This window comes from Ktedonobacter sp. SOSP1-52, from assembly GCF_016587395.1.
Window position 1 is genome coordinate 580,308 of sequence record NZ_BNJH01000003.1, and the last position, 15,132, is coordinate 595,439.

16 protein-coding genes are annotated in these 15,132 nt (G+C 53.9%); 8 read left to right on the forward strand and 8 right to left on the reverse strand.

The features are described from left to right. The first annotated feature begins 92 nt into the window (after positions 1–92). Positions 93–1,139, forward strand: a complete 1,047-nt coding sequence (locus JMJ16_RS28120) for a proline racemase family protein (RefSeq protein ID WP_201386994.1) — start codon at positions 93–95, stop codon at positions 1,137–1,139. Here JMJ16_RS28120 and JMJ16_RS28125 read toward each other — a convergent pair. Further along, complete coding sequence (locus tag JMJ16_RS28125; RefSeq protein ID WP_201386996.1) at positions 1,129–1,698, reverse strand: hypothetical protein; 570 nt, start codon at positions 1,696–1,698, stop codon at positions 1,129–1,131. The genes JMJ16_RS28120 and JMJ16_RS28125 overlap by 11 nt on opposite strands. A gap of 454 nt (positions 1,699–2,152) precedes the next feature. Here JMJ16_RS28125 and JMJ16_RS28130 point away from each other — a divergent pair, with 454 nt between their 5' ends. After that, on the forward strand, positions 2,153–2,341 hold the full coding sequence (locus tag JMJ16_RS28130) for a hypothetical protein (RefSeq protein WP_007906583.1): 189 nt from the start codon (positions 2,153–2,155) through the stop codon (positions 2,339–2,341). Between the two features lie 148 nt (positions 2,342–2,489). Next, positions 2,490–3,407 (forward strand): prephenate dehydratase, encoded by a 918-nt coding sequence (gene pheA / locus JMJ16_RS28135; protein ID WP_201386998.1) that lies wholly within the window; start codon positions 2,490–2,492, stop codon positions 3,405–3,407. 91 nt (positions 3,408–3,498) lie between these two features. Here the strand turns inward: pheA and JMJ16_RS28140 are convergent, their stop codons facing one another. From JMJ16_RS28140 to JMJ16_RS28150, 3 genes are all read right to left on the reverse strand, one after another. Then, positions 3,499–5,031, reverse strand: a complete 1,533-nt coding sequence (locus JMJ16_RS28140; RefSeq protein ID WP_201387000.1) for an esterase family protein — start codon at positions 5,029–5,031, stop codon at positions 3,499–3,501. A gap of 325 nt (positions 5,032–5,356) precedes the next feature. Continuing rightward, complete coding sequence (locus JMJ16_RS28145; protein ID WP_201387002.1) at positions 5,357–6,205, reverse strand: sulfite exporter TauE/SafE family protein; 849 nt, start codon at positions 6,203–6,205, stop codon at positions 5,357–5,359. Further along, positions 6,205–6,669: a DUF1634 domain-containing protein gene (locus JMJ16_RS28150; protein WP_201387004.1), complete on the reverse strand. Its 465-nt coding sequence runs from the start codon at positions 6,667–6,669 to the stop codon at positions 6,205–6,207. Before JMJ16_RS28150 ends, JMJ16_RS28145 begins: the two co-directional genes overlap by 1 nt. 405 nt (positions 6,670–7,074) lie before the next feature. On the opposite strand from JMJ16_RS28150, the gene JMJ16_RS28155 reads away from it, so the two are divergent. Beyond that, positions 7,075–8,097: an alpha/beta hydrolase gene (locus tag JMJ16_RS28155; protein WP_201387006.1), complete on the forward strand. Its 1,023-nt coding sequence runs from the start codon at positions 7,075–7,077 to the stop codon at positions 8,095–8,097. 68 nt (positions 8,098–8,165) lie between these two features. Here the strand turns inward: JMJ16_RS28155 and JMJ16_RS28160 are convergent, their stop codons facing one another. Continuing rightward, on the reverse strand, positions 8,166–9,077 hold the full coding sequence (locus tag JMJ16_RS28160; protein ID WP_201387008.1) for a ribonuclease Z: 912 nt from the start codon (positions 9,075–9,077) through the stop codon (positions 8,166–8,168). A gap of 19 nt (positions 9,078–9,096) precedes the next feature. Further along, positions 9,097–9,282: a hypothetical protein gene (locus JMJ16_RS28165; protein ID WP_007906563.1), complete on the reverse strand. Its 186-nt coding sequence runs from the start codon at positions 9,280–9,282 to the stop codon at positions 9,097–9,099. 181 nt (positions 9,283–9,463) lie between these two features. On the opposite strand from JMJ16_RS28165, the gene JMJ16_RS28170 reads away from it, so the two are divergent. Both JMJ16_RS28170 and mutM read left to right on the forward strand, forming a co-directional pair. Further along, positions 9,464–10,144: a DUF3267 domain-containing protein gene (locus JMJ16_RS28170; protein ID WP_201371270.1), complete on the forward strand. Its 681-nt coding sequence runs from the start codon at positions 9,464–9,466 to the stop codon at positions 10,142–10,144. Between the two features lie 30 nt (positions 10,145–10,174). Further along, the gene (gene mutM, locus JMJ16_RS28175; protein ID WP_201387010.1) at positions 10,175–11,101 is read left to right on the forward strand and encodes a DNA-formamidopyrimidine glycosylase; all 927 of its coding nucleotides are present in this window, start codon (positions 10,175–10,177) and stop codon (positions 11,099–11,101) included. Here mutM and JMJ16_RS28180 read toward each other — a convergent pair. Beyond that, complete coding sequence (locus tag JMJ16_RS28180) at positions 11,088–11,573, reverse strand: hypothetical protein (RefSeq protein WP_201387011.1); 486 nt, start codon at positions 11,571–11,573, stop codon at positions 11,088–11,090. The two genes, mutM and JMJ16_RS28180, sit on opposite strands and share 14 nt — an antisense overlap. Positions 11,574–12,033: 460 nt before the next feature. Between JMJ16_RS28180 and larB the strand changes: the two genes are divergently transcribed. Together larB and JMJ16_RS28190 are read left to right on the forward strand one after the other, a co-directional pair. Continuing rightward, entirely contained in the window at positions 12,034–12,900 is an 867-nt protein-coding gene (gene larB, locus JMJ16_RS28185; RefSeq protein ID WP_201387013.1) for a nickel pincer cofactor biosynthesis protein LarB, read from the forward strand. A gap of 89 nt (positions 12,901–12,989) precedes the next feature. Continuing rightward, positions 12,990–13,271, forward strand: coding sequence for a KGG domain-containing protein (locus JMJ16_RS28190; protein WP_007906556.1), 282 nt, complete (start codon positions 12,990–12,992; stop codon positions 13,269–13,271). 155 nt (positions 13,272–13,426) lie between these two features. On the opposite strand, the gene ftsZ is transcribed toward JMJ16_RS28190, so the two are convergent. Continuing rightward, positions 13,427–15,043, reverse strand: coding sequence for a cell division protein FtsZ (gene ftsZ / locus JMJ16_RS28195; RefSeq protein ID WP_201387015.1), 1,617 nt, complete (start codon positions 15,041–15,043; stop codon positions 13,427–13,429). Positions 15,044–15,132 lie beyond the last annotated feature (89 nt).

Consider the following 15,132-nt stretch of genomic DNA (forward strand, 5'->3'; position numbering starts at 1 on the left):
ATGTAAGAATGTTTATAGCAAGTGGTTTATACTAGAACAAGAAATATTTTTAAGAAAGCGCGCTTTGAGCGCAGCAAAGGAAGGAGCGCGACGTGAAACTAGACTTGGATGCTCGCCTGGTTGGTTCTGGCGCGAGCGTGATTAGTGCCATAGAGGCGCATGCCGCGGGCGAACCGCTGCGCATCATTACTGGTGGCTTGCCTGAGTTGCCAGGTAGAACGTTGTTGGAGCGCAGGCGTAATTTCGCGCGCCACTTTGACTGCCTGCGGAAGGCGCTGGTCTGGGAGCCGCGAGGGCATCACGAGATGTATGGTTGTGTCCTGGTTCCTCCCGGTGACTCCGAGGCCGATATGGGCGTGTTCTTCCTGCATAACGAGGGATATAGCACCATGTGTGGCCATGGCGTTATCGCGCTAGTGACTGCCCTGGTCGAGACGGGCGCGATTGAGTGTAAGGGACAGCAGACACCAGTAACCCTGGAGACGCCCGCGGGTCTGATCCGTGCGACCGCGCACCTCAATGGGCAGCACTATGTCGACCATGTCTCATTTGTGAACGTTCCCTCCTTTGTCTATGCGCGTGATGTCCGCGTAGTGATTCCCCAGATTGGTGAGGTGGTGGTGGATGTGGCCTATGGCGGGGCTTTTTATGCCATTGCCTCGGTCGAACAGGTGGGCCTGCGCGTCCTGCCGCAATGCGTGAGTGAACTGGTTGAGGTAGGCGAAGCAATCAAGCATGCAGTTAACGGCAAGTTGCGGGTGGAACATCCATTGGAAGACGAGTTAAGTTTCCTCTATGGAACAATTCTTGTGGATCTGCCAGAGAAGCTCAATCATCATAGCCGCAACGTATGCATCTTTGCGGATGCAGAGGTTGATCGCTCGCCTACTGGGACGGGCCTCTCTGCGCGCCTGGCACTGTTAGATGCTCAAGGACAATTGCAGGAAGAGGAAGCGATCACGGTAGAGAGTATCCTTGGCGCGGAGAGCGCCTTTCGCGGGCGTATCGTTGGACGGACCAAAGTGGGTCCATTCAATGCCATCGTACCTGAGGTCAGCGGCAAGGCCTTTATTATTGGGCGCCATGAGTTTATCTTGAACCCACGAGATAAAATTGGGCGAGGGTTTTTCATGAATTAGGTCGGCCCCGTAAACCACCCATTGCGGCCAGGCCCGCTCCCAGCAGGAGGGCCAGTACCAGAAAGCCGAAGGTGTACAGGAAGGTATCGCGAATAGTGGTAAACTTCACAGCGTCAAGCAAGGTTGGGCTGGCACTGCCGTAGGATTGGGTAATCGAGGGCAGCGTCTCTGCAAAGAGAATGACCGCGCTCACAACCAGGTCGCAGATCCCAAGCACCAGTCCAGCCAGCAGACCTGTGAGGGCCGAGGCGCGAATATTGCCTCCACTGTGTCGGGCAATCATATAGCCCGCATAGAAGTAGATAAAGCCAGCGATGCAGAGAACGGGAAGATAGATTGTGGCATTGGTAATAAAGCTCACCATTGACCAGGGAAAATAAATGACATTCATCAGGCTGGTCATAAGGTGGACGGGAAAGCTAGTGAGACGTGCGAGAATAGTTACCATGAGATCGAGTCCAACCAGGATGAGGCCAAAGAACATGCCTCGTTTGAAAATCAGCCTCTCAACCTGCTGTGAATTATATCCATTGTCGGGACTATGCGCGCTGCGTTGCATAGGGACCTGCCTCCACGTCGTGATAGCGATAATGGTTTTTTTGCGCAAGCACAAAATATATAGGGTGATTATAGCGGGAGCAAAGGCGTTCGACAAGCATCTCTTGAGTATGGCAAAATCAGAGAGATTGTGTGGTGGTTAGAGCTATGGTATACTATGGAAACGCCAGGAATGGTAACTACGCCTGAAGGCCTCCTTTTGCGATATAAGGAAGTTGTCACTTCGTGCTTGCGTCGTTTGGTATACTGAATGACGATAGGTAACGGTTGCATCCTGGTTGGGAAGAAATTATGAACACGCTGTGTTTATAATAGTGAAGAAGATTCCCAAAAGTACTACTTGTTAGGAAACCTGAGCGCGGAGCGCTAGCCACGGTAGTGGCGCTGCGCCCCCGAATGGGGGCTGGTTTCCGCATAAGGGGCAAAAGACACCAAGCGAAAGGGGTTTATACACAATGCCAAAGAAGGGTGAACTTTCAAAAACCGCTCGTGCCTCGCTGGCGAACAGAGAGACCGTCAACCACCTGACCACTCGCGTTTGCGATCAGTGTGGTGAGCGCATCATGCTTGCTGAGCTACAGCCAGTCAAGGTTCTTGGCACGGGCATGAAGTATTACCATAAAGAGCACTTCAAGGTCGGCTAGTCGCTGCCCTGTCTCAAAAAGCCACAAGCCCCCATTGTTTGGGGCTTGCTTATTTTTGGTGAGTGGTGAGGTTGACCGGGGAGAGGTGTACCGCACCATTATAGTGGGAGCATGGTCGCCGTTGTGTGTAGAAAGGCAGAGTGCTGTTATGGCACAACAGATCGAGATGAAGGATAGCAGGCAGGAGCAGAAGCAAGAGGAGACGGAGACTCCGGGTTCGCAGGTCAAGGTTGCCTTTCAGGGGGAGCGAGGAGCCTTTGGCTATGAGGCCTCGCGCACCTATTTTGGTGCTGGAGGGAAAAGACATCTTCCGGGAACTGAGGTGGAGCCGGTGCCCTATCGGGCGTTTGCCGATGTCTTTCGTGCGGTGGCTGCGGGCGAGGTCGATTTTGGCCTGGTGCCTGTGGAGAACTCGCAGGCTGGAAGCATCAACGATGTCTACGATCTCTTGCGTCAGCATGACCTGTTTGTGATCGGTGAGATCTCTCACCCGGTCAATCACTGCTTGCTCTGCCTGCCAGGACAGCGAATTGAGGATATCCATCGCGTTATCTCGCATCCACAGGCGTTGGCCCAGAGTGATGCCTTCCTGCGCGAACTGGGTGTGGAGATTGTCGCCACCTATGATACCGCGGGAAGCGCCAAGATGGTACGCGAGGAGCAACTTCAGGGGGTAGCGGCCGTCGCAGGTAGTGGTGCAGCCGAACTCTATGAATTAGATATTCTGGCGAGTGATATTCAGACTATTAAGGATAACTACACGCGATTTATCGCCCTGGGACGCGAGCCTGCGCCGCGTAGTGGCGCACCAGCCAAGACGATGATCGTTATGGCCACGGCACACCAGCCTGGCTCGCTCTACCACTGCCTGGGGATGTTGGCGGAGCAACAGATCAACCTCTTGAAGCTCGAGTCTCGCCCATCGCGCCAGCGACCCTGGGAGTACGTCTTCTATCTCGACTTTGAGGGGCATCGCGAGGATGTCCGTGTAAGAAGAGCCCTGGCGGACCTGGCAGGTCATACGCTTTTCTGTAAAGTGTTAGGCTCCTTCGACAAGAATATGTAATCCAGTCAAATAACTGTGGGGAGGAGGGAGGTGTCCCATGGCAACCGCCATAGGACACCTCCCTCCTCCCCACAGTTATTGTACTTAAAGGCTAATCCCACTTATCCCATTTGAGCCATCCCAGGGCGTTGTACATCTGAGTGGCCCAGATGTTCCAGGAGTGGTAGCCCTTCTGGAGATCGAAGTGGTAAGGGATTTTGAGTTGATCCAGCTGTTTCATAAAGCCGAGCGTATCGCTGTAATAAGGCTGGTCTTTGGTGGCCGCGCCCAGGTAGATATGCAGTTTCTTCGCGCGTGGTGTATACAGGATAGTATATGCCGGGCTATTATTGAGGCGGTAGGTGGGATCGTTTCCCCAGACAGAGCCTTCGGCATAGTAGTAGCCACCGAGTGAAATGAATGTGCCGAAGATATCGGGATGATGAATTGCGATATTGGCCGCACCAAAGCCTCCCATTGAGAGGCCCCCAATAGCCCGGTGTGAAGAATCTGGGATGGTGCGATAGTGCTGATCGACATAGTTGACCAGGTCGGTAGCGATATATTTCTCAATCGGTTGTTTCTGGTCATAGCTATTTCCCCATTCACTGGTTCTACCAGGACGGCCATTTCCATCGGGCATAACCAGAATAAGCTCGGGGATTTTGCCAGTAGTGATCAAGGTATCAGTGGACTGGCCTGCCTTGCCACCAGTGAGCCAGTCGACATCTTTGCCAGGTGACCCATGAAGAAGGTAGAGGACCGGGTAATGCCGTGTTTTACCCTGCAAGGTGTTATAGGATGGAGGCAGGTAGACCTCGAAGGGTTTTGCCGCACCAAGCGCCTTGCTTTTCACATAGTCTTGTTTGATCGAACTCACCCCGATTGATTTATCCGCATTTTTATCACCGTTTTTCAAGGCAGTAATATGGGGAGCCGTATGTAAGCCAACATCGGGCGAGAAGATGAAGAGATCGCCTGAGCGGAGCGCTAAGAACAGAATCAGCACAATGGCAATCGCCCCTGCCCAATGGCTGAGCGAGCGTCCCAGGTTTGTGTGCGCAAAAAGGCTGGGGTGTGTAGCGGTTTCATCTATATTGAAGGCGCTACGCTGGCGGCGGGCTTCCCAGCGCAGCCAGAGAAGCATGAACCCCCGTTGGAATGTATGCAGGGGAGGATCGATTACGCTCTCGCTCGTAGCGATACCAACCGCCGAGCCAATGAAGGCACTGAGCAGGGCCAGGGCAAACATAATGAGAGAGGTATTAAAAAGGGCATTAGCTTGAAGTGGCTCGAGATGTCCACCAGGATCATATACTGGTTGTAGCTCTAAATGAATGAATCCTTTCAGGTATCCCAGGTAGAAGACGATAGCGGCTCCCAGAATAGCGGAGGTCTTACGGCGACCAACCAGAGCACTAATCAAGGCCACAAACGCGGTCATAACGAGGGCCGCGATGAGCTGTGAGCGTAAGGGATCGAGGCCCATATCGATGATGGAAGAGGCCATCGTTCCCAGAGTTGCATTGGTAAAGAGGAAGAGGCCACTGAGCAGAGCCGCGATTAGTGAAGCAGTGTAGCGCAACAGTGGTAGTAGCTCTATACGTTTAAAAAGCTTGCGCAAGCGTGGTTGCAACTTGTTCATAGCATGCTTTCTCACCCCCTGTGACCCAGTCAAAACTTCAGGTATTGAGCAATGGGGTTGGTTGTATAAGTATTTGGCCAGATGGCTGCCTATACAGTATACATACCTCAAGATTGAAGGAAGATTAAAACGGGGCCAATATCCAAAAGTACCTTTGCCTTGAGGCCCTCTTGTGGTACAAAAGTGGCCTCGAAGTAAATGTCTTTCCCTTTTATAGTAACGCCGTAATGCCACAAAGCACAAAGAGTTGCAGAGAGGTAGAGGTGGGTATGGGGTGCAGACATTTGCCGTGCCCATGCTCCCCTACCTCTACTTGTATTGGTGTCTACCAGGAGATGCCGAAGCCATGGAGAACCATTTGGAGCGCGATGAGACTGAGCACCGGGATAAAAATCTTGCGCAGGGTGGTATTTTTCATGAGTGGAAGGATGCGGGCGCCCACAAAGGACCCGGCCAGAATGCCGAGTGCGACGGGGGCTGCGATAAGTGGATGTACATCGCCGCGTGCGAAGTAGATACTCGCGCTAGCGGCGCCAGTGACGCCGATCATAAAGTTACTGGTCGTGGTCGAAACCTTCATGGGGATGCGCATAATCGTATCCATGGCCAGGACCTTAAAGACGCCACTACCAATGCCGAGCAGGCCCGAGAGGCATCCGGCGACACACATCACGAGAAAGCCCCAGCCTGTATTCGTCACTTCATAGGCGACTTCTTCTCCCAGGCGTTTGTCGGGATAGCTGCTGGCGAGCGAGAGCGCAGTTGCCAGGCGATCATTCTTCACATTTTGAGGTAGCTCTTCGCCCAGTTTGACAAGGATGGGTAGTAGTGAGATCAGCAGGACAATGCCAAAGATAATATAGAGTAGTTGGGGCGCAACAATGGTTGCCAGGAGTGCGCCTACAATCGCGCCTGAGACCGTGGCCGTCTCCAGGAACATACCAACGCGGATATTCGAGAGGCGGTCGCGTACATAAGCGGCGGCCGATCCGCTGGAGGTGGCAATAATCGCGATCACACTCGCGCCGACCGCATATTGGATTGGTAGACCAAAGGCCAGGGAGAGCATGGGGACAATCAAGATTCCACCTCCCAGCCCAAGCAGGGAGCCCATGAGTCCAGCTAGAATCGAGCCAGAGAAGATAAGCAGGATGGTTGTCAGGGTGAGTGTCATTAGGCGCCCCCTTTCCCCAGGAGCATTCCCAGAATCAGCAGCGCCAGGACGATACAGGTGATAATGACATAGCGATAATCGCGCTCCAGGTAGAAGGCCAGAATCGAGAAGGCCACACGTAGTATCGGCGTCGCAATGAGAATGACCAGGCCCAGCATGATTACTGCCAGGGGTTGCAGCCTGAGCAAGCCAGCGAAGAATTGATCCAGGGTATGCGGAAAGTTTGTGAGCGATTGATTTGTCAGCGCTCCCGGCTGTAGAAGTGTGAGCAAGAGACCGATGATGATAATGATAGAGCTAACGATCACGCCAATCTGTAGCAGCCAGCTAATCATATCGTTGGTGCGTGTGCTCGCGTTGAAGTGGGCAGATGGAGGTGGAGCTGACTCCAGGGACGCTGCCACGCTGCCCGCCTCTGGATTTTTTGCCTCTTCAGCAGAGGATTCATGATGATGAGATGACATAAGAACTTTTTTCTACCCCTCATAGAAGATGTGTGCTTGCTTCACATCCATGCAGAGAATGATCAATATCCTTTATGAATAGTGGCGAAGTCACTAACATAAATTGGCTTCCTTGTTCTCTATTTTAGAGCCGTGGAGTGGCAAAGTCCAATACAGGTTCGCTATACAATTAATAACCAGGAGGAATATATAAGTGTGAAAGCATTCGCTGGCAGCACTTGATCTTCACCCAACAGCTATACGCCAGGCGTATATAAGATAGAGCGCCCTGTAGTTGTAATGTCGAAGAGATCTGATGGCAGATGGGAAGTATGGTAATACAGGCATAAAGTTGATCCACAAAATGTTATTACTAGTAAGTTTTAGAAATGCCAATCACAACTAGAAAGGTTGGCCTGTGTACCTATGATGAATAAAGCAAAGCGAAACTGGGGACGTCCCTCCTGGAAACAGATGTTACTTGGTGGTGTCGTGGGTGGTGGCATAGGCGTACTAGGAGCCATTGCTGGTGTTGGTCTCTATATTGTCGATACCCTGATTCGGCCAAAGCAGCAAACAAATTTTATTGAGCAGTATACATTTAGCCCCTTTGAGGTCAATTTACCCGCGGAAGAAGTCACATTCCCGCCTTTGTATGGCGACTACGAGGTGAGTGGATGGTTTGTGCCTTCACCAGGGGCGACCACGACGATTCTTATCTGTCCTGGCTATCGCGGGAGGCGCTCGGATCTATTAGGAACCTGCGTCAATCTCTGGCGGGCGGGACATAATATCCTGGCCTTCGAGTATTATGGACACGGGGAGGTGGTGGGGAAGCCGGTGACGCTGGGCTATCGTGAGATCAACGATTTTCTCGGGGCGGTGGCCTATGCGAAGCAGCGCGTGCCAGAGACACGCCTGGGAGCGGTAGGCTATTCTATGGGGGCTGCGGTCGCGCTTATGGCCGCTGCGCGTGCGCCTGAGATTGAGGCCGTAGTCGCAGATAGCCCCTTTGCTACGCATCGTAGCCCCATTGACTATGCCGTACGCCGCACTCTGCATCTCCCCTTCTTCCTCTTCGATTGGATGACGGATATGATTCTCTGGTGGCGTGCGGGATATCACTTCAACCAGGTCGAACCCTTGCGCGATATCGGGCGTATCGCGCCGCGTCCTGTGCTGATTATTCATGGCCTGAAGGATTCTATTGTTAATCCCAATGATGCCCCTCTCCTCTACAAGGCCGCGGGCAATCCCAAAGAGCTCTGGCTCCTGCCTGATGCCGACCACTGCGGAGCGTACTTTGAGGACCGAGTGGCGTACGTCAATAAGCTTGTGAACTTCTTCAATCTCTACTTGAAGGAAATGCCGGCTCCCATTCCCTTGCCAGAGCGCAAAGAGAGCCAGGCAGCAGATTCTGACGGGCACCACTTTTCAGAGGCAGGCTAAAAAACGATCAGATGGAGCGTCCAGGGCCGGACGCTCCATCTCCTTAGAGGCAAACTGTCTGTGCGAACTCAGGCATCGGCATAGTCGAGAGTGAGCACCATGCCATCTCTGGCGGCGCGGGTGTTGGGAAAGACACTACGCGCCAATTTTTCGGCTCGCGTCGTATCATTCACCTTTGGGCTAAAGTGGGTGAGCACCAGTTGATGCGCGCCAGCATCCCTGGCGATGCCGGCCGACTCGGAGGCGACCATATGCGCGTTCGAACGAGCTAGTGGCAGATCGTCAAGTGTATCATACATACTCTCGCATACCAGCAGGTCGACATCGTGTGCCAGCTCGCTAAGCGTGCTCTGGGGTCGGGTGTCGGTGATATAGGCCAGAGAGATCCCGCGCCTGGCGGCGCCCAGGACGTCTTGTGGAGTGAAGGTACGCTCATTGTAGCTGACTGTCTCGCCGGTTTGTAGGCGCTTCCAGAACTGGACAGGGATATCGAGGGCGCGTGCCTGCTCGACCTGGAAGGCTGGTTGACGTTGTAGCTCGACGCGATACGCCAGGCAGGGAATGCCATGGAACGCGGGCGCGCAGGAGGCCTGGAGATTGCCAGGAAGCTGAAAATGTTCGCCACCCTTGAGTTCATGGATGTGAATGGGGAAAGGGAGTTCAGCGGCGATGCGGCGCAGGCCCTCGACGACATACGAGGTCCCCGCCGGGCCATAGATATCAAGCGGCTCCGTACGTCCGGCATGGGCGACCATAAAAAGGACGCCTGGGAGTCCCGCGACATGATCGGCATGCATATGCGAGAAACAGATTGCCCCAAGCTGGCGAAATCCCCAACCAAGCGTTTTCCAGGGGATCTGTGTTCCCTCCCCACAGTCAAAGAGTGTGAGGTGAGACCCGCTACGCACAAGCATGCAGGAGAGCCAGCGGTTGGGAAGTGGCATCATGCCGCAGGTTCCAAGGAGACAAATATCTAACATAAAAAGACCTCTAGAATAGTCACTTGTCGTTCTGATACATCCACGCAAGGGCAATAATGACGCAGGAAAAAGCCCCTGTAACGGTCAAGGCTATGCTAATGACAAGAAACGGAAAGCCGCTAAAGATGGTGAGAAAGCTCGCGAAGCCGACCCAGAAAAGCGCAAATACAATAATGAGGTAATGCCATGCCTGCCATTTTCGCATTTCCTTGCCTTTCGTCTCAGCCTGCCATTGTGTCCCTACCAGGTTTGGCTTATAGTATATCAGTTGTGTGTGGCCGGGACTATAGTTTCGGTCACTATGCGGCGGCTTGCCAGGAAATATGAGTCGCGTTCAGCCGTATTGAAAGATATATTGTTGCAGGACGCGAGAAGAGGAGCAGCGAATGGCGTTACAGGTCATTAATCGTTATCATCCCCAGCGTCGCAGGCTGATGCAGCGGGGTGTCGACCAGGGACAGGCCCGTGCGATTGATGAGATAGAACTGTTGGGCGAGGAGCAGCTAAGGCCCCTGGCTCTTTTGAGCCTGCGTATGTTGTTGGTGAGTGGCCTGGGTTTTCTCGTGTTTAATATCGCAGTTTATGCTCTATTTGCGGCCCAGCATGGGCAAAATGGGGCATGGTGGCAGGGTTTGACCTTCTGGAACGTCATATTATGGGTAGTCATCAATATTGTCGGTTATGTAGTGATCCTGCCTATTCATGAAGCCATCCATGGGCTGGCGATTCTCTTTTGGGGAGGCCGACCCTATTTTGGCGCGAAACTGCCGCTGGCCCTTTACTGTGGTGCACGCAGTCAGCTTTTCTCACGCCAGCAATATCGCGTGATCGCGCTCGCACCCCTGGTCGTTATTACCCTGCTCGGCGTATTGCTTATCGCCTGGCAGCCGGGATGGGCCAGCTATCTTCAACTGGCGCTCAGCGGCAACTTCGCGGGCGCCGCCGGAGATGTGCTGGTGGTCGCGCGCATGCAGAAATTGCCAGCGGATGTGTTGCTAGAGGATACGGAGACAGGCTATCGCGCCTGGCAGATTCTCGAAGAGAACGAGAAAAGCCAGAATAACTAGAAAAACTAAACAACTAGAAAAGAATTACCAATGCCCGAGTTACCAGAAGTTGAATATACCGCCAGACAGTTGCAAGCCTCTATCGTTGGTGCGACCATCCGTGAGGCGCAGGTCTTCTGGGAGCGTATCATTGCACACCCGCTTCCAGAAGATTTCTGCGCCCAGGTAAGCGGCCGTACCATTGAGGGCGTCAGGAGGCGTGGCAAGTTCTTGTTGCTTGACCTTAGTGGTGAGGGATTGCTTATCAGTCATCGCCGGATGACTGGGAACTTCCTGCTCCTAGAACCCGGCTGGACGCTGGATACAAGCCTACGTGAGCGCGATGTCCAGGCCTGGAGCACACGCGGTCCCAGCTTTACGCTTAAGGCTGATAGCTCCCAGGCGTATAGCTCGGAGATGAACTATTGCCGGGTGTGCTTTATCCTGGAAGATGGGCGCAACTTGCTCTTCACAGACCCGCGCAAATTCGGGCGCGTCTCGCTCTGGCAGCGTTCTCAGGAAGAGGAGGCGCTCAGGGGGCTGGGACCTGAGCCATTGAGCGAGGCCTTTAGCATTGAGGGACTGGCCCAGGCGCTTGCTCATCGCCGGAGTCCGATCAAGCAGGTGTTGCTGGATCAGACCGTGATCGCGGGCGTCGGCAATATCTATGCCGACGAAGCGCTTTTTCATGCCAGGATTCACCCACGTCGCGCTGCTAACAGTCTGACATCGCAGGAGATTGCCAGCCTGCACGAGGCGGTAGTGTCAGTCCTGCTCAAAGGTATTGAACATGGTGGAACCTCGTTTAGTTCCTACCGTGATCTCTGGGGCGAGGCAGGCGATAATTATAACCATGTGCATGTCTACAAACAGGCTGGTAAACCCTGCACACGTTGTGGTACGCTAATTGAGCGTATCGTTGTCGCCCAGCGCAGCACGCACTTTTGCCCTGTCTGTCAGGTCCTCACTCAGGAGTAAAAAATGCTGGCGCGCAGGTCAGGGTCTCCTGCCCAAGGGTAAAGACAACATCGGCTGTCGCGGGTATGCCCACTGGTTGACGCCCTAACAGGGGGAGGTTAAAGCTGACATAGCCGCCAGTATCGCTGGTTGGATGTTGTGTAAGGACAACATCGCCATAGCGAAAATGGACCGTCGCGGTCGCAGCCATACCAGCCACGCCCGCCACATCATGCGTCAGGCGAGCATAGATAGTGATGGTACCGGAAGACGCGGGCGCGTTATTTGAAGCCCAGGCGCCGCAGCGATAGGTGGGACTGGTCGTGGCGAGCGTATCTTGTTGAAAGTCCTGGTTAATGGTCATGGTATGGGTTTGTTCCGCGTCGGCTGACGAAGTCACCGTAGCACTACAGGCGACGAGGCAGGGCAGGCTGCAGAACAACAGCGTTAGACTTGCCAGAAACCAGGCCCTGGCTGAGTGAAGAAATAGCATAGTAATCTGTCTCACGCAAAAAAGAGCTAATCCGGAGCACATGCCGGAAGGCCGGCGGCAGTGGAGGGTGAGGGGGAAGGATTGTTTATCTCCACATCATCCACATATCATCCACCACCTGAAGCGTCTGAACACAACATAGTATAGCATAGCGCAGACGAGGAAGAAAGTGCTTTTTAGAGTCGGAGGCAGTAGAGAAAGGAGAGCGGTACATGTCCTGAAGGCGTGAAGGCCTTGGAGCAGCTAAGCTTCTTAGATAAAGAATTGCTTCTTTTCAACGTTTTTAAATAAGAATGTACTACTGTTGGCTTGCTGATTGTGATTGGCTGTGTTACACTGTAAATGTTGCACGACAGTCACATCATTACCACTATGGGAAAACATTAGATCCATGTTTTTTTTAGGCATGGAGCACATGTTCTCTCTGGTGTGAGTAAGCCAGGGAACCCAGGTGATTTGAGTGAATCGTGAAATTGAAGAACAACTCGACTTATTAGGTCAATTGCTCAGTGATGTACAGGATGGGCAGCGTGACAAGGACGCGGCACACATGGCTGAGCAGGTGGCACCGTTGAAGCAGATCAACGAGGCGCCACAAGGAACACAGGACTCAGTACACTGCGATGTCTCATCTGTGATGGAGACCCGTCCTGATGCTGGACGAGAGAGACGCAAGGGTGCCCCTGAGGTTATATTTGGCGAGACCAAAGAGACCGAGCAAATTCTTGCCATGGCGCGTGGATTACTGGCAGGAACGGGGCGGGCGATTATTAGTAGGATGCCTGCGCGCTCACTGGAGGCCGTACGGTCGGCTTTCGAGCACTATGAAATGCGCTATCAGGAGGCATCACATATGATGGTGATTTATGCTCCTGAGTATAACAAGCGCGTCACGGGTGGCAAGGTGGGAGTGATTAGCGCGGGGACATCCGACATTCCTGTTGCGGAAGAGGCCGCGATGATTACCGAGGAGATGGGCTGTCGGGTGACACGCATCTATGATGTAGGTGTGGCGGGATTGCATCGGTTGATCGAGCCTTTGCGCGCGTTGCTGGCGGAAGATGTAGATGCGATTCTTGTAGTAGCTGGTATGGATGGTGCGTTACCATCTGTCATAGCTGGCCTGGCTCCTGTACCGGTTATCGGAGTGCCGACATCAGTGGGCTATGGTATGGGTGGCAAGGGTGTGGCGGCGCTATTATCGATGTTGCAGACGTGTGCGCCTGGCTTGACCGTGGTAAATATTGATAATGGCGTGGGCGCTGGCATTACGGCAGGGATGATCGCCAATCGCGTGGCACATGCGCGTGGACAACGTTCGCAGTAGGATGATACGGGGTGTTCTGATCTAGGGTGTCTCACCGCAATGTAGTTGGGAGAATGTGGTAAAGAAGTTAAAGAGAGGCGGGACTTTCCATGGCAAATAACAAGCGTGGACCTGAACCTGGATCACAAAAAGCCAAGCATGGCGGACAGGCCGTGCGCGAAAAGTATGGCCCCGAGTTCTACTCGAAAATTGGGAAGAAGGGTGGCGAGACGGTCAAAGAGAAACGCGGCCCACAGTTTTATGCTGAGATTGGGAAAAAAGGTGGTGAATCCACCAAACGTCAGCAAGGTTCGGAATTTTACTCGAAGATTGGGAAAAAGGGGGGAGAGAAAGGGCGTTCTTCCACTAATGCTGCTGACGCTAAGGAATAGCCGAGGCGTATGAGGGACGTTGTGTGTTCTCTCTTCTCTGCTCGCGTATCTAGCGTGCCACATAGCGCTGCCACAGTATCGCCATAGATGTAGAAGCGTCAAGCAGAAGCGGAGCAATTCAAGCTTGAATTGCTCCGCTTCTGCTTGACGCTTGTTTATTCGTGGCGTTTGAGGAAGGGAGGGACATCAATGATGTCCTCGTCATCGGCATCGCCAGCGTATCTGCGTAGCTCCTGCCGGCGTCCCAGACCACGCAGGCCGCGTAAATCATTCAAGCTGCGCTGTGTCCGTTGCTCCGGAGCTGGTTGCCCTGGCTGTCCCGACCGTATGGGTTGTCCCGGGGCTGGTTGCCTGGAGGGCATGGGACGCTGGTCAGCGGCGTTGGGCAGGGATGGCATCCGTGGCGATGTTGAACTGGCCTGTCTTCGTTCAGGGAGCTGCGTTCCTCGCTGTTGCTGAGCTGTCCGAGAAGGCGGCTTGGGCGCGGTAGGGGCCGCTGGTGGCTGATAAGGAGGCGTGTTTTGCACCACCTGTCCTGTTCCCGTAAGGGAGTTTGAGCGCGCAGCGGTATGCCCGAGACGGACTGCCTGGAGACGCGCGGTCGGAATCTCCTCCATACCAGCAGCGATCAGCGTCACACGAATGGTATCGCGGAGGGTGGGATCAATAACCGCGCCAAAGGTGATATCAGCGGCATCATCGATGGCGGCGCCAATGCGTTCAGCGACCTCATTGATCTCGAAGAGGGTCATATCTTCGCCACCACTGATATTGAAAAGCACGCGTTTCGCGCCACGGATAGTCACATTCAGGAAGCCACCCGCGATGGCCTCTTCGGCGGCAAGTTGTGCCCGGTTACGCCCCTGACCCTGTCCAATGCTCATCAACGCAGTTCCCGCCTCATGCAAGACGCTGCGCACATCGGCAAAATCAACGTTGACCATGCCAGGCACGTTAATGACCTCGGCGATACCCTGAACGCCCTGGCGTAGCACATCGTCAGCCACTTTAAAAGCATCCGAGAGGCTATAGTCACGCGCGACCGTGGTCAGGAGGCGATCATTGGGAACGGTGATAAGGGCGTCAACCTCTTTACTGAGTTCAGCCAGGCCCTGATCAGCGATGCGACGGCGGCGTGTCCCCTCGAAGGAGAATGGCAGGGTAACGATACCAATGGTGAGCGCGCCAATTTTTTTTGCAATGGAAGCGACGATGGGGGCCGCGCCCGTGCCAGTACCACCGCCCATGCCGGCGGCGATAAATACCATATCGGCCTCACCCAGGGCTGCGCGAATTTCGGCTGCGCTCTCGGTCGCGGCACGCATGCCTACTGCGGAGTTGCCGCCTGCGCCCAGGCCCTTAGTGTGATGCTGTCCCAAACAAATACGCTCTGACGCTTGCGAGAGCGCCAGTACCTGGGCATCTGTATTTAAGGCCATATAGCGTACGCCGCGTACATTGGTATTGATCATACGGTTAATAGCATTCATACCACCGCCACCAACACCAACGACCACAATATCAACATCATACTCAGGATCTACCGTGCCAAAGTAAGATGAGGAGGAGGAGGCAGGATTCTCGTCGGTGTCACGCCGCTCCCATTCAGCACGCGTAGGCTCATCGTGCTGCTGGAATTGTTTGTCCTGGACCTCGTGGTGCAGGACAGCCCACTGGTCTGCTTGTTCCTGATTATTACCTGGTTGGGCCTTAGCCGTCCCTTGCCTCTGGACGGGGTCTCGCCTCTGCGAGTCGTGGAATAATGGCTGCATGCACACCCCCATTTCCTCTCATCGGAACTACGGCACAGGACTCTCGCCTTCAGATAGGGTGAGCAGGTGCCGGTTGATTAGATGTTTTT